This is a genomic window from Maricaulis salignorans, from assembly GCF_900103475.1.
GTDB classification, from domain to species: domain Bacteria; phylum Pseudomonadota; class Alphaproteobacteria; order Caulobacterales; family Maricaulaceae; genus Maricaulis; species Maricaulis salignorans.
The window spans coordinates 15,961-29,218 of the sequence record NZ_FNHG01000022.1 but is presented as its reverse complement, the minus strand read 5'-3'; the positions used below and the strand labels follow the sequence as shown (position 1 = coordinate 29,218).

The 13,258-nt window shown below is 63.9% G+C and carries 13 protein-coding genes; 8 read left to right on the top strand and 5 right to left on the bottom strand.

The genetic code is table 11. The features are described 5' to 3' along the window. Positions 1–69: 69 nt before the first annotated feature. The 5 genes from BLT42_RS13655 to BLT42_RS13635 form a co-directional block, all read right to left on the bottom strand. Positions 70–591, bottom strand: a complete 522-nt coding sequence (locus tag BLT42_RS13655; RefSeq protein WP_091771723.1) for a hypothetical protein — start codon at positions 589–591, stop codon at positions 70–72. After that, complete coding sequence (gene acs, locus BLT42_RS13650) at positions 588–2,540, bottom strand: acetate--CoA ligase (protein ID WP_091771722.1); 1,953 nt, start codon at positions 2,538–2,540, stop codon at positions 588–590. Before acs ends, BLT42_RS13655 begins: the two co-directional genes overlap by 4 nt. Positions 2,541–2,679: 139 nt before the next feature. Then, a complete protein-coding gene (locus tag BLT42_RS13645; protein ID WP_091771721.1) occupies positions 2,680–4,440 on the bottom strand; it encodes a SulP family inorganic anion transporter in 1,761 nt (586 codons plus the stop codon). After that, entirely contained in the window at positions 4,430–5,299 is an 870-nt protein-coding gene (locus BLT42_RS13640) for an MBL fold metallo-hydrolase (protein WP_091771720.1), read from the bottom strand. The genes BLT42_RS13645 and BLT42_RS13640 overlap by 11 nt, the downstream gene beginning before the upstream one ends. A 105-nt stretch (positions 5,300–5,404) precedes the next feature. After that, on the bottom strand, positions 5,405–5,722 hold the full coding sequence (locus BLT42_RS13635) for an ArsR/SmtB family transcription factor (protein ID WP_233342507.1): 318 nt from the start codon (positions 5,720–5,722) through the stop codon (positions 5,405–5,407). 325 nt (positions 5,723–6,047) lie between these two features. On the opposite strand from BLT42_RS13635, the gene BLT42_RS13630 reads away from it, so the two are divergent. The 8 genes from BLT42_RS13630 (at position 6,048) to hisIE (ending at position 13,239) form a co-directional block, all read left to right on the top strand. Next, the gene (locus BLT42_RS13630) at positions 6,048–6,974 is read left to right on the top strand and encodes a DUF5655 domain-containing protein (RefSeq protein ID WP_091771719.1); all 927 of its coding nucleotides are present in this window, start codon (positions 6,048–6,050) and stop codon (positions 6,972–6,974) included. Positions 6,975–7,444: 470 nt separating this feature from the next. Beyond that, positions 7,445–7,765 (top strand): YerC/YecD family TrpR-related protein, encoded by a 321-nt coding sequence (locus BLT42_RS13625; RefSeq protein ID WP_233342506.1) that lies wholly within the window; start codon positions 7,445–7,447, stop codon positions 7,763–7,765. After that, complete coding sequence (gene hisG, locus BLT42_RS13620; protein WP_091771739.1) at positions 7,759–8,643, top strand: ATP phosphoribosyltransferase; 885 nt, start codon at positions 7,759–7,761, stop codon at positions 8,641–8,643. Before BLT42_RS13625 ends, hisG begins: the two co-directional genes overlap by 7 nt. A gap of 1 nt (position 8,644) precedes the next feature. Continuing rightward, the gene (gene hisD / locus BLT42_RS13615; RefSeq protein ID WP_091771718.1) at positions 8,645–10,546 is read left to right on the top strand and encodes a histidinol dehydrogenase; all 1,902 of its coding nucleotides are present in this window, start codon (positions 8,645–8,647) and stop codon (positions 10,544–10,546) included. Then, the gene (gene hisH / locus BLT42_RS13610; RefSeq protein ID WP_176780369.1) at positions 10,543–11,142 is read left to right on the top strand and encodes an imidazole glycerol phosphate synthase subunit HisH; all 600 of its coding nucleotides are present in this window, start codon (positions 10,543–10,545) and stop codon (positions 11,140–11,142) included. The genes hisD and hisH overlap by 4 nt, the downstream gene beginning before the upstream one ends. After that, positions 11,139–11,873: a 1-(5-phosphoribosyl)-5-[(5-phosphoribosylamino)methylideneamino]imidazole-4-carboxamide isomerase gene (hisA, locus tag BLT42_RS13605; RefSeq protein WP_091771716.1), complete on the top strand. Its 735-nt coding sequence runs from the start codon at positions 11,139–11,141 to the stop codon at positions 11,871–11,873. The genes hisH and hisA overlap by 4 nt, the downstream gene beginning before the upstream one ends. After that, the gene (gene hisF, locus BLT42_RS13600) at positions 11,855–12,622 is read left to right on the top strand and encodes an imidazole glycerol phosphate synthase subunit HisF (RefSeq protein ID WP_091771715.1); all 768 of its coding nucleotides are present in this window, start codon (positions 11,855–11,857) and stop codon (positions 12,620–12,622) included. The genes hisA and hisF overlap by 19 nt, the downstream gene beginning before the upstream one ends. Then, positions 12,619–13,239, top strand: a complete 621-nt coding sequence (gene hisIE, locus BLT42_RS13595) for a bifunctional phosphoribosyl-AMP cyclohydrolase/phosphoribosyl-ATP diphosphatase HisIE (RefSeq protein ID WP_091771714.1) — start codon at positions 12,619–12,621, stop codon at positions 13,237–13,239. Before hisF ends, hisIE begins: the two co-directional genes overlap by 4 nt. Positions 13,240–13,258 lie beyond the last annotated feature (19 nt).

Here is a 13,258-nt window from a genome sequence, read left to right as displayed (position 1 = left end):
GACACGACCATAAAAAAGACCGGCTGCGCCCTGCGGAGCCGGTCTTTTGCTGGGTGGGCAATGGCGTATTTACAGGCCGGTCAGGCCACCCGATCCCGGCATGCGATAGCCGCACATATCGGCCAGTTTCCAGCCGTCCGCGGTTTGCTCGAAACGGCAGCTGAGGAAGTCGCGCATGGCTGTACCATAGGGCGGCGGGGCGTCGGCCAGCGGCGTCGTGGCGGGTGGTGCGACGCGGCTGAAATTGGCCTGTGGGTAGACCAGGACCTGGCGCACGGTCTCCGTCGCGGCGATGCGCGGATCATCGATGATGCACAGCGGCGGTTGCGACAGCATGCCGACCAGTGTGCCTCCGGTCTCACCCGGTGCGCCCCAGACCCAGGCCCGGACCAGCGGATCACGGCGGATGAAGGCATTGCGCAGCGCGCTCGGTGCCAGCGTCTCGCTGACGGCGGTTTCGTTATGGCTGATGATGGCAGCGAAGGCCGCCATCTCATGGGCTTGTGGCGCGCGGCAGGCGGGCACGGTTTCGGTGGCGCAGGCGGCCAGCAGGCTGCTGGCGGCGACGGCAAGGACAACTACACGCTTCATCGGTTTTTCCGGTTCTCGATCAGGTCTTCAACAACGCTCGGGTCTGCGAGTGTAGACGTGTCTCCCAGATTGCCAAACTCGTTCTCCGCGATTTTGCGCAGAATGCGCCGCATGATCTTGCCAGAGCGGGTCTTTGGCAGGCCTGGAGCGAACTGGACCAGGTCCGGCGTGGCGATCGGGCCGATTTCCTGGCGGACCCATTGGCGCAGCATTTGCGCCGACTCTTCAGTCGGTATGATGCCAGCATTGAGCGTTACATAGCAGTAAATGCCCTGACCCTTGATATCGTGCGGATAGCCAACCACGGCAGCCTCGGCGACATCGGTATGCGCCACCAGCGCGCTTTCGATCTCGGCCGTACCGAGCCGGTGGCCGGAGACATTGAGGACGTCATCGACGCGGCCGGTGATCCACCAATAGCCGTCTTCATCGCGCCGGGCCCCGTCGCCGGTGAAATAGGCGCCGGGATAGGTGGCGAAATAGGTGTCGATAAAGCGCTGGTGATCGCCATAGATTGTTCGCGCCTGGCCGGGCCAGGAGCGCTGGATGATCAGATTGCCCTCGGCCGCGCCGGTATCGGGCAGGGGTTCGCCCTCATTGCTGACCAGCGCCGGCATGATGCCGAAGACCGGTTTGGTGGCGGAGCCGGGCTTGAGATCGGTCGCGCCGGGCAGGGGCGAAATCATCACGCCGCCGGTCTCCGTCTGCCACCAGGTATCGACGATCGGGCAGCGGCCATCGCCGACAACGCGATGATACCAGGTCCAGGCTTCCGGATTGATCGGTTCGCCCACCGAGCCGAGCAGGCGCAAGGAGGCCCGCGAGGTGCCCTGCACAGGCCCGTCGCCCTCGCGCATCAGGGCGCGGATGGCGGTCGGGGCCGTGTAGAAGATATTGACCTGGTGCTTGTCGACCACCTGCCAGAAGCGGTCCGGCCCGGGCCAGGTCGGGATGCCCTCGAACATCAGCGTCGTGGCGCCATTGGCCAGCGGTCCATAGAGAATATAGGTGTGGCCGGTGACCCAGCCGACATCGGCGGTGCACCAGTAGATCTCGCCGGGTTTGTAATCGAACACATATTCATGCGTCATCGCGGCCCAGACAAGATAGCCGCCCGTGGTGTGCAGCACGCCCTTGGGCTGGCCGGTCGAGCCGGAGGTGTAGAGAATGAAGAGCGGGTCCTCGGCATTCATCGGCTCGGGCGGGCAGGTTGCGGGCTGGCGCGCAATCAGGTCGTGATACCAGACATCGCGGGCCGGATCCCATTTCATCTTGCCGCCGGTGCGCTTGACGACAATGACCTGTCTGACGCCGGGCGCATGCTGCATGGCGCGGTCGACATTGGCCTTCAGCGGCGTCGCCCGGCCGCCGCGCATGCCTTCATCGGCGGTGATGACGATATCGCTGGCGCAATCATTGATCCGTCCTGCCAGCGCTTCCGGCGAGAAGCCGCCAAACACCACCGAATGCACCGCCCCGATCCGGGCGCAGGCCAGCATCGCATAGGCCGCTTCCGGGATCATCGGCATATAGATGGTGACGCGGTCACCCTTCTTCACGCCCAGTGATTTGAGCCCATTGGCGAGGCGGCAGACATGGTCGTGAAGCTCGCCATAGGTGATTTTGCTGCTGGCCGCCGGATCATCGCCCTCCCAGATGATGGCGGTATCATTGGCGCGCTCGGGCAGATGCCGGTCGATGCAATTGGCGCTGGCATTGAGCGTGCCGTCGGCGAACCAGCGGATATGCAGGTCATCCTTGTCCCAGGAGGTGTCCTCGACCTGGGTGAAGGGCGTCATCCAGTCCAGCCGTGCCGCTTCCTGGCGCCAGAAGGCATCCGGCTCCTCGACAGACAGCCGGTACATCTCGGAATAGCGTTCGGCATTGACGCGGGTTGAGCGCTTGCTGGTCTCGGTGACGGGATAGACGGTTTGATCCTGGGACGGCATGGGCGGGACTCCGGGCTGGGTCGCGGGTTATGCGATAGTTTACCCCATCAGATCGCCTGCGATAGGGGGCGAAATCACGCCTTGCCCCGGCACATTGGCAGCATGACCGGTAGAGCGCCGCTTCGCCTGGCGCTTCTGATCAGACTTGCAGACCCTCGGCCCGCAGCGTTGTGGCCGGGTCGAGGGTGCGCATGGCGGCATATTGCGACAGGAAGACCTCGCCGGTCAGTTCTTCCAGGAATCCGGCCGCGCCGAGCCGGTCGCTCACCGGGCCGATGACTTCCGACAGGTGGAGTTTCACATGCGCATGCTCGAGGCGCTGATTGATCGCGCGCAGGCTTTCCAGCGCACTGGCATCGACGAAATTCACGGCCGGAAACATCAGAACGAAATCGGTGACGCCGTCATTCTTGGCGATAATGTCGGCGACCAGTTCCTCGAGAAAACGCGCATTGGCGAAATACAATGCCCCGTCGACGCGCAGCGCATAGACATGCGGCGAGATGATCACTTCATGCCGGGCCGGATTGCGGAAATGATGCGTGCCCGGCACTTGCCCGACGCGCGTCCAGTGCGGCCGCATGGTGCGCCGGAGCGCGGCACCAACCGAGACGACCACACCAAGCGTCAGCCCGATCTCGACGCCGAGGAAGATCACGCCGAACAGGGTCAGGAATGCCGCCGCACCGTCGGCGGGCGCGTATTTCCACGCTTTCCAGAGGCCCGTAAAATCGGCCAGCCTGGCAACAGCGACGAGGATGGTTGCGGCCAGCGTCGCCTTGGGCAGGAAATGGAAGAGGGGGGTCAAAAAGACGGCCACAGCCAGGATGATGACGGCGGTGAAGACGCCGGCCAGCGGTGTCTGCGCCCCGGCCGCTTCATTGACCACCGAGCGGGCAAAACCGCCGGTGACCGGATAGCCGCCGGTCAGGGCGGCGGCGGCGTTGGCGGCGCCGAGGCCGAAGAGTTCGCGGTCCGGATTGACGCTTTCGCGGCGGCGCGCGGCGAGCGACTGGCCCACAGAGACACTTTCGACAAACCCGATCAGTGAGATCAGCGCTGCCGGTCCGATCAGGGCGCGCCAGATTGTGAGATCCACCAGGGGCAGCTGCAGCGGCGGGAGTCCGCTCGGCAAGACGCCCACAACAGCGAGCTCTGCCCGCGTGTCGAGTTGGAAGGCCCAGGCAATCGAGGTCGCCAGCACCACCAGGCCGGCCGGCGCGGCGCGGGCAATCCCGCCCGCCAGGGCCTCGCCGATTTTCATCGCCGTCAGCAGGCGTGGCAGGACGGTACGGGCGGCGATGAGAAAGGCGATACTGCCGACGCCCAGCACCAGCGCGACCAGATTGATCGAGGCCAATTGGCCGCTCATCGAATAGACCAGTTCCGGCAGGGTCGAGCCATGCGAGGAAATGCCGAGAATATGCTTGGCCTGACTGGCAATGATCAAGATCGTCGAGGCGGTGACAAAGGCGCCCACGACCGGCCGGCTGAGGAAGTTGGAGACGCTGCCCAGCTTGAACAGGCCGAACAGGAGCAGGAAAAAGCTCGACAAGGCGGCCAGCGCCCCGGCGGCGGCCATTTGCTGGGCCGGATCGGTCAGGCCGAGATTGCCGATCGCGGCGGCGGTCATCAGCGAGACAACGGCGACAGGGCCGACGGCGAGCACCCGGCTCGAGCCGAACAGGGCATAGGCGACCAGCGGTGCGATCGAGGCATAAAGCCCCGCCTGGGCCGGCAGGCCGGCCAGCAGGGCATAGGCCAGGCTTTGCGGGATCAGCAGGATCGCCGTGATCAGGCTGGCCAGCGCATCTTCGCCAAAGGTGCGGCGGCTATAGCCCTCCAGCCATTGCAGGCCGGGCAGCAACCGTTTGGCGCGCTTGAAGACCTCAGACTGCATTGAGCGGGATTTTCAGATAGCGGCGGCCATTCTCCGCCGGCTCCGGCAAATGTCCCGCGCGCATATTGACCTGCACCGAAGGCAGGATCAGCGTCGGCATGGAGAGGGTTGCGTCGCGCTCCGTGCGCATCTTGACGAAAGCGGCCTCGCTCGTGCCGGCCTTGATATGGATATTGCTCGCCTTTTGCTCGGCCACCGTGGTCTCCCAGGCAAATTCCTCGCGACCGGGCGCCATATAATCATGGCACATGAAAAGCCGCGTCTCGTCGGGCAGGGCGTAGATTTTCTGCACCGAGCGATAGAGCGTCGCCGCATCGCCGCCGGGGAAGTCGCAGCGTGCGGTGCCGAAATCGGGCATGAAGAGCGTATCGCCGACAAAGGCCGCATCGCCGATATGATAGACCTGACAGGCCGGCGTATGGCCCGGCGTCCAGATCGCCTCGGCCTCGATCTCGCCAATCTTGAAGCGCTCGCCATCCTCGAACAAATGATCGAATTGCGAGCCGTCATGGGCAAAGTCCGGTCCGGCATCGAATATCTCGCCGAACACGTCCTGCACCTGGCTGACATGATTGCCGATGCCGATCCGGCCGCCGAGCTTCTCCTTGATATAGGGCGCCGCCGAGAGATGGTCGGCATGGACATGGGTTTCCAGCACCCAGTCGATGGTCAGGCCTTGCGAGCGCACGAAGTCGATCACCGCATCGGCGGACTGGGTGTGGGTGCGCCCGGAAGCCGGGCAGTAATTGAGCACGGAATCGATCACCGCGGCGCGTTTCGTCGCCGCATCCCAGACGACATAGCTGACCGTGAACGTGTCCGGGTCGAAGAAGGATTTGATCTCGGGCGGGCGGTTCATCGATGGCTCCTGGGACGCGGTTTACTGACGCTGTTCTGGTTTGAATATGGTGTTCCTGCAAAACTATGCAAGTACGCAAGTGCGACCTGCCGGGCCGGGCGGGGATCAGGCAGGGCGTGTGGCGTCCCCGGGGGGACAATAGGTCTTGTAGAGAGATTCCATAAGGGTGCGAATCTCGGCGCTGGCGAGGCTGTAATAAATCGTCTGATTATGCCGCCGCGTCGCCACCAGCCCCTTATTGCGCAGAATCGCCAATTGCTGCGACATCGCCTGGTCCCGCACCCCCAGCCCCGCCGCCAGCTCGCCGACAGACCGCTCCTGGTCCACCAGCGCACACAGCGCCAGCAGCCGCTTGGGATGCGCCAGTGTCTTCATGATATCGGCCACGGTCTCGGCGACCGGCTGCATCTGGGTATAGTCCATCCTGGGTGCGAGACTCTGTAGCTATGAGATGATGGAGATATAGGGGGTGGGGTGGCGGATGGCGAGGGGGGTGACTCACGGGTCAGCGTAGAGGGACGTGTACCTCTGGTACGCGTCCCGGGGAAAAGGGAGTCGACGGGGCGGCCCGGCGCAGCCGTTCGGTGGCTACTGCTCTGAGCGCACGGTTGGGATTCGGACCCTGGTCCCGATGGGCGCAACTTCCGGGGCTACTACGTCCTGCGAGGAGAACCTGAGCTGGAACGATGTGCACTTGGGTTCTATACAACTTCCATAACTGTCCAGTTTTCGCGGAGACCGTAGTTGCATGAGTGATTTGAAACTCTTCCGCCTCCACGATGATCGAGTCGCCGAGATCCACGGTAAGGCTGCGGCTCTGGAGAAGTCGCTGCAGGCATTGATCGAACGCAATCTGGAGACGTTCCTGGGTGTTCGCTTTCTGGCGTCGGAGTTTTCGACCGGTCGCGAGCATGGTGGGCGCATGGACACGCTAGGCATCGATGAAAATGGATGCCCCGTGATCATCGAATACAAGCGCGCAACGAATGCGAATGTCATCAATCAGGGCCTCTTCTACCTCGATTGGCTCGTTACCCATCGCGGCGACTTTGAAATGTTGGTGTTAAAAAACCTGGGCGCTGAAGCCGCGCAGGCCGTCGAATGGTCGGCACCTAGGCTGATCTGCATCGCCGGCGATTTCAGCAAGTATGATGAGCACGCCATCAAACAGATGAACCACAATATCGAACTGATACGATATATGAGGTTCGGTGATGACTTGTTGATGCTGGAACAAGTGAACGCCGTCTCCGCGCCAACCAATGGTGCTGCAGCAGCCCAGGTGATGTCCTCCGTTTCCAGCGGCTCACGAGCCGGCGACAAGACAGTCTCGGACTATTTGGCGCAAGCTGACCAGGAACTGACGGATCGTTTTGATGCCTTGAAGGAATACCTGATCAATCTGGGTGATGATGTTCAAGTCAAGGCCCTGAAAAAGTACTTTGCCTTCAAACGCATCAAGAATTTTGCCTGCGTCGAGGTGCATACTCGAACCCGTAATTTGCTGGTTTATGTGAAGGTTGATCCGGACACGATCCAGCTTGAAAAGGGCTTTACTCGGGACGTCCGGAAGATCGGCCATTTTGGGACGGGAGATCTGGAAATCGTTATCACCTCTGCTGCCGATTTCGAAAGAGCCAAGCCGCTTCTCGATCTTAGCTATGAGAATGGGTGAGGGGCGATTTCCCACGCTTCCCCGCCAGCCCCCGCCCTGAAAACCATGCCGGGATCCGGCCAGACTGGAGTTGAGCTGTCAAGGGCGCCGCAGGCGCCGCTGCGCGGTCGAGACCCTTGACAGCTCAACTCCAGTCTGGCGCCCTGTTTGGCAAGGATTTCAGGGATGGCTCTGCCCGGCGGGCGGGGCGGGACGCATAGGGGCGCGACGCGCAATCGGGCACACGCCTTCGCGCAGCGCACCGGGACATGCTCCGGCTTTGCCGGTGCGTGTCCCGTTTTGGTGAAGTCTCGAACACCATGACCGCTCTCTCACGAGGTCCGACCAAGTCTGGGAACGCCGCGCCCGGACTCTCGCCAGTCGGGACACGCACCGGCGAAGCCGGAGCATGTCCCGTTTGTGTCCCCCCTGCATTTGCCCCATTGTGGTAGTGCGCTAACACGCTATATCGGCACTCAGGAGGACGATTCATGATCGATGACATGACTGACGACCGCCGTAATGACCCGCCGGACCTGGGTCCGCTCTGTGCTGCGCTGCGTGCCATCAAGACCGAGGAAGAGGGCGAACGCTTTTTGCGCGATCTGCTCACCCCGGGCGAGATGAAGACGCTGACCGAGCGTTGGCGGGTGGCTGGTCTGCTCGCCGAAGGTGGTCATTCCTATCGCGAAATCAGCGAGATGACCGGGGCCAGTACGACCACCGTCACCCGCGTCTCGCGCTTTCTCACCCAGGAGCCCTGGCAGGGCTACCGCCTCATTCTCGAACGCCTGAAGGAAACCCAATCGTGACCCGTTTGCGCATCGCCGTTCAAAGCAAGGGCCGCCTCTCCGAAGGCGGTATGGATCTGTTGAAGCGCTGCGGCCTGCGCTTCGCCTATGGCCGCGACAAGCTGCACCAGCGGGCCGAGAACATGCCCGTCGACCTGATGCTGGTGCGCGATGATGACATCCCGAATTTCGTCGCCAGCGGCGCTTGCGATTACGGCATTGTCGGCGAAAATGTGCTGCGCGAGGAACAACTTGCCGGTGGCCGCACCGCCGAGCTCGAAATCGCCCTGCGGCTCGGTTTCGCCACCTGCCGTCTCAAACTGGCCGTGCCGGTCGAGGGCGAAATCCGTGACCTTGCCGATCTGCAGGGCAAGGCGATCGCCACCTCCTATCCCGGCATCACCAGAGCCTATCTCGCGACACGCGGTATCGATGTCGAAATCGTCGAAATGCGCGGCTCGGTCGAGGTCGCCCCGCGCCTGCACATTGCCGATGCGATCTGTGATCTGGTCTCCTCCGGGGCGACGCTGCAGGCCAATGGGCTCAAGGCGATCGAGACCGTGTTCGAGAGCGAGGCGGTCCTCATCCGGCGCAAGGGCGTGCAGGCACCGGAGACGGACAGTATTGCCCGCATCCTGATGCGCCGCGCCGAGGGCGTGATTGCCTCCTCGCAGACCAAATACATCATGCTCAACGCGCCGAAAGACCGGCTCGACGCGATCCGTGCGCTGCTGCCCGGCGCCGATGCGCCGACCATCGCCCAGGTCGCGGGCCGCGATGATGTCGTGGCGCTGCATGCGGTGTGCCGCGAGCGCGTCTTCTGGGAAACCCTGGAAGCGCTGGAGAAGGAGGGCGCGCGCGCCATCCTGGTTCTGCCGATCGAGAAAATGCTGGCCTGAGATGATGCTTGAACCCCAAAACTGGTCCGCCGCCGACGCGGCCACGCGCCGCGCCATGCTGCAACGCCCGGAGTCTACCGACACGGCCGGTGCCGCCGCGCGCGAGATCGTCGATGCGATTTATGCCGGCGGTGAGGCGGCCGTGCGCGATTATGCTGACCGTCTCGATGGTTACGCCCCGGCGGATTTTCGCGTCGATGCAGCCGCCATCGCCGCCGCTCGCGCCGGTCTGGACGAGGCCGATGCCGAAGCCATCCTCGCCGCCGCCGACGCTGTGCGCCGTTTCCACGTCCGCCAGGGCTATGGCTCCTACAGTGTCGAGACCTGGCCCGGCGTAACGGCCTCGCGCCGCGCCACACCGGTCGATGTCGTAGCCCTCTACGTGCCCGCCGGCAGCGCACCGCTGGTCTCGACCCTCATCATGCTCGCCATCCCGGCCCAGCTCGCCGGCGTACCGCGGATAGTCATTGTTGCGCCGCCCGCGGGGCCGCAGGGCGTTGATCCGGTCCTGCTCGCGGCGGCCAGCCTGCTCGGGCTGGATGAGGTCTATGCCATCGGCGGGGCCCAGGCCGTCGCCGCGCTCGCCACCGGCTCGGCCGGTCTGCCCCGTGCCGACAAGATTTTCGGGCCGGGCAATGCCTGGGTCGCTGCCGCCAAGGCCTATGTCGCCAGTCTTCCGGGCGGCCCCGCCGTCGATCTGCCCGCCGGGCCGAGCGAGGTGATGGTGATCGCCGATGCGAATGCCGACGCCGCATTCGTTGCCAGCGATCTCTTGAGCCAGGCCGAGCACGACCCGTCGGCACAGGTCATGCTGGTCTGCTTCGATGCGGCCACGCGCGAGCGGATTGCCGCTGAAGTCGAAACACAGCTCATGGGGCTGCCGCGCGCCGATATCGCCCGTCAGGCCATGCGCCACTCGCGCACCATCCTGTGCGAAAGCCTCGATCAGGCCGCCGACATCGCCAATGCCTATGCGCCGGAACACCTGATCCTGCAGCTCGGCGAGGCGGAAGCCCTGGTGCGCCGCGTGCGCCATGCCGGTTCGATCTTTGTCGGCGCCTGGGCGCCGGAAGCGGCAGGTGATTATGCCGCCGGCCCTAACCACACCCTGCCCACGGGCGGTGCGGCGCGTGCCCATGGCGGTGTTACGGTCGAGGCGTTTCAGAAGACCACCACCATATTGCGCGCCAGCAAGGCCGGCGCAGCGGCGATGGCCCCGACGGTTGAGCGTCTGGCCGCCCTCGAGGGGCTGGCCGGGCACGCGACTGCGATGCGGCTGCGGCGCGAATGGGCGCAGGCCTGGCCGGATGACGTATCGGGTCCGCGCCTGCGCACCAGCGCCAGGCGCCGCAAGACCAAGGAGACGGATATCACCGTCTTCGTCGATCTCGACCGCGACGGGCCGAGCGCGATCTCGACCGGTATCGGCTATTTCGATCACATGCTCGACCAGATCGCCCGCCATGCCGGTATCGCGGTCAATATCGACGCGAGCGGCGATCTGGAGATCGATGCCCACCACACGATTGAGGATGTCTGCCTGACGCTCGGCGAAGCCTTGCACGAGGCGCTGGGCGACAAGCGCGGCATTGCCCGTTTCGGCTTTGAACTGCCGATGGACGAGACGCGGGCCGGGGTCTGGATCGATCTGTCGGGACGGCCCTTTGCCAAATTCGAGGGCGAGATCCCCGGCGAGCGCGTCGGAGAATTCCCGGTCGAGATGGTACCGCACGCTTTCCGTTCGCTGGCGGAATCGATGAAAGCGGCGATCCATGTCCGCGTCGAGGGCGAGAATGCCCACCACATGGTCGAGGGCTCGTTCAAGGCCTTTGGCCGGGCGCTGCGCCAGGCGGTGCGGATCGAGAGTGAGCGTCTGCCATCGACCAAGGAATTCCTCGAATGAAGATCGGTGTCATCGATACCGGCTGCGCCAATCTCGCCTCGGTACGCTTTGCGCTGGAACGGGCAGGGCTCGACCATGTCGCGGCCGCCACACCGTTTGATCTGGGCGATTGCGCCCGGCTGATCCTGCCTGGCGTCGGCTCAGCGGCGCCAGCCATGGCGCGCCTGACTGATCGTGGTTGGGCCGAGTTATTGCGCGGCGACGACCGGCCCCTGCTCGGCATTTGCCTGGGCATGCAGCTCCTGTTCGACCGCTCCGAAGAGGGCGGCGTCGACGGGCTCGGCCTGATCGCTGGCGATATCATCCGCCTGCCGCGGGCTGAGGGTCTGGTCTGGCCGCATATGGGCTGGAACGAACTGGAAGAGCTCGACCCGGACGAGCCGCTTCTGGCAGGAATCGAGTCAGGCAGCCATGTCTATTTCGTGCACGGCTATTACGCCGCGCCTGGCCCGGCAACGCGTGCCGTCTGTGACTATGGCACGCCGGTCTCCGCCCTGGTCCGCAAGGGCCATGTCGCCGGTTGCCAGTTCCACCCCGAACGCTCCGGCGCTGCCGGTGCCCGTATCCTGATGAATTTCGCCGGAGCGATATCATGATCCTCTACCCCGCCATTGATCTGCTCGAGGGCCGCGTCGTGCGCCTGCACAAGGGCGCTTTCGATGCCGTCACTGATTATGGCGATGACCCGGTCGCGGTTGCGGAAGCCTTCGGCGAGGCCGGGGCGAGCTGGGTCCATGTCGTTGATCTTGCCGGTGCCCGTGATGGTGCGCGGCGCCAGAGCGAGACCATTCGCGAGATTTGTCAGACCGGGCTGCGGGTGCAGACCGGCGGCGGTGTCCGTTCGGCGGAAGATATCGAGAGCCTGCTCGCGATCGGCGTCGAGCGCGTCATCATTGGTTCGCTCGCCGTGACCGATGCGCCGCAGGTCCGTGAATGGATTGATCAATACGGGCCCCAGAGCCTCACGCTGGCGCTGGATGTCAAACGCCTCGGCGGCAGTTATCGCCCCGCCCTGCAGGGCTGGACCGACATGATGATGACGACCTTGCCCGAAGTGATCGCCGCCTATGACGGCTCGGGGCTCAAACACGCCCTGGTCACCGATATCAGCCGCGATGGCGATCTGTCCGGCCCCAATCTGGCGCTCTATGCCGACCTGCTCGAACGCCACCCGCAGATCGACTGGCAGGCCTCCGGCGGCGTCTCCTCGCTGGCCGATCTTGAAGCCGTGCGCAAGCTCGGCATGGCCGGGGCAATCACCGGCAAGGCGCTCTATGAGGGCATTTTCACGCTGAAAGAGGCGCTGGCATGCTCGCAAGACGGATAATTCCCTGCCTCGATGTGCGCGATGGCCGTGTCGTGAAGGGCGTGCGCTTTCGCGATCACGAGGATGTCGGCGGCATTGTCGATCTCGCCCGCCGCTATGCGGCTGAAGGCGCTGACGAGCTGGTCTTCTACGACATCGCCGCCAGCACGCGCGGGCAGACGGTAGAGCCCGCCTGGGTCACGGCTGTGGCACGAGAGCTGGACATTCCCTTCTGCGTCGCCGGTGGCATTCGCACGATCGATGATGCAAGGGCACGCCTGTTTGCCGGGGCTGACAAGATTTCGATCAACTCACCGGCGTTGGAAAACCCCGGACTGATCGATGCGCTGGCAGCGGAATTTGGCTGCCAATGCGTCGTGCTGGGCGTTGATAGCCGCCGGATCGACGGTCAGTGGCAGGTTCACCAATATACCGGCGATCCGGACAAGACGCAGATCTCGCAGCGCCTGACGCTCGACTGGATCGCCGAGGGCATAGATCGCGGTGCCGGCGAGGTCGTGCTCAATTGCATGGACCAGGACGGGGTGCGCGAGGGTTATGATATTGAACAGCTTGCAGCGGCGCGGGCCGTGTGTTCCACACCCTTGATTGCTTCAGGCGGTGCGGGCAGCAAGGAAGACTTCAAATCCGTCTTCAATGCCGCCAATGTCGACGGCGCGCTGGCGGCCAGCGTGTTTCACAAACAGGTCTTCGGGATCGGCGAATTGAAAGCCTGTCTCGACCAAGCGGGTATCAGGGTAAGGACATGATCGACACGAATTCCCTGGACTGGGCCAAGGGTGACGGGCTGGTGCCCGCGATTATCCAGGATGCCGCGACGCGCCAGGTCCTGATGCTCGGCTATATGAATGCTGAAGCTCTGCAACTGACCCAGGAAACTGGAAAGGTCCATTTTTTCAGCCGGTCACGGCAGTCTCTTTGGAAAAAAGGCGAGACCTCGGGCCTCAGTTTCAAACTGGTCAATATCGCGCTGGATTGTGATCAGGACACGCTCCTGGTCGAGGTCAAGCCGAAGGGCGCCGCCTGCCATACCGGCACGGTGAGTTGTTTCGGCGATGATCCCGGACCGGGCCTGGGTTTCCTGGCGCATCTGCGCGCGATCATCAAGAAGCGCAAAAAGGACAAGCCCAAGGGCTCCTATGTCGGCTCGCTGATGGCGCGCGCGCCAAAGCGTCCGGCCCAGAAGGTCGGCGAGGAGGGGGTGGAAGTCGCCCTGGCTGCCGTCTCGGAAAGCCGGACAGCGGTCGCAGAGGAATCCGCCGATCTGATCTTCCACTTGCTGGTGCTGCTGGAGTCGCGCGATCTGAGCCTTGAGGATGTCGTCGCCGTGTTGCGCAAGCGTCACGCGGTCCGCGCGGCGCAATAGCGCCATGCCGGGCCCATGT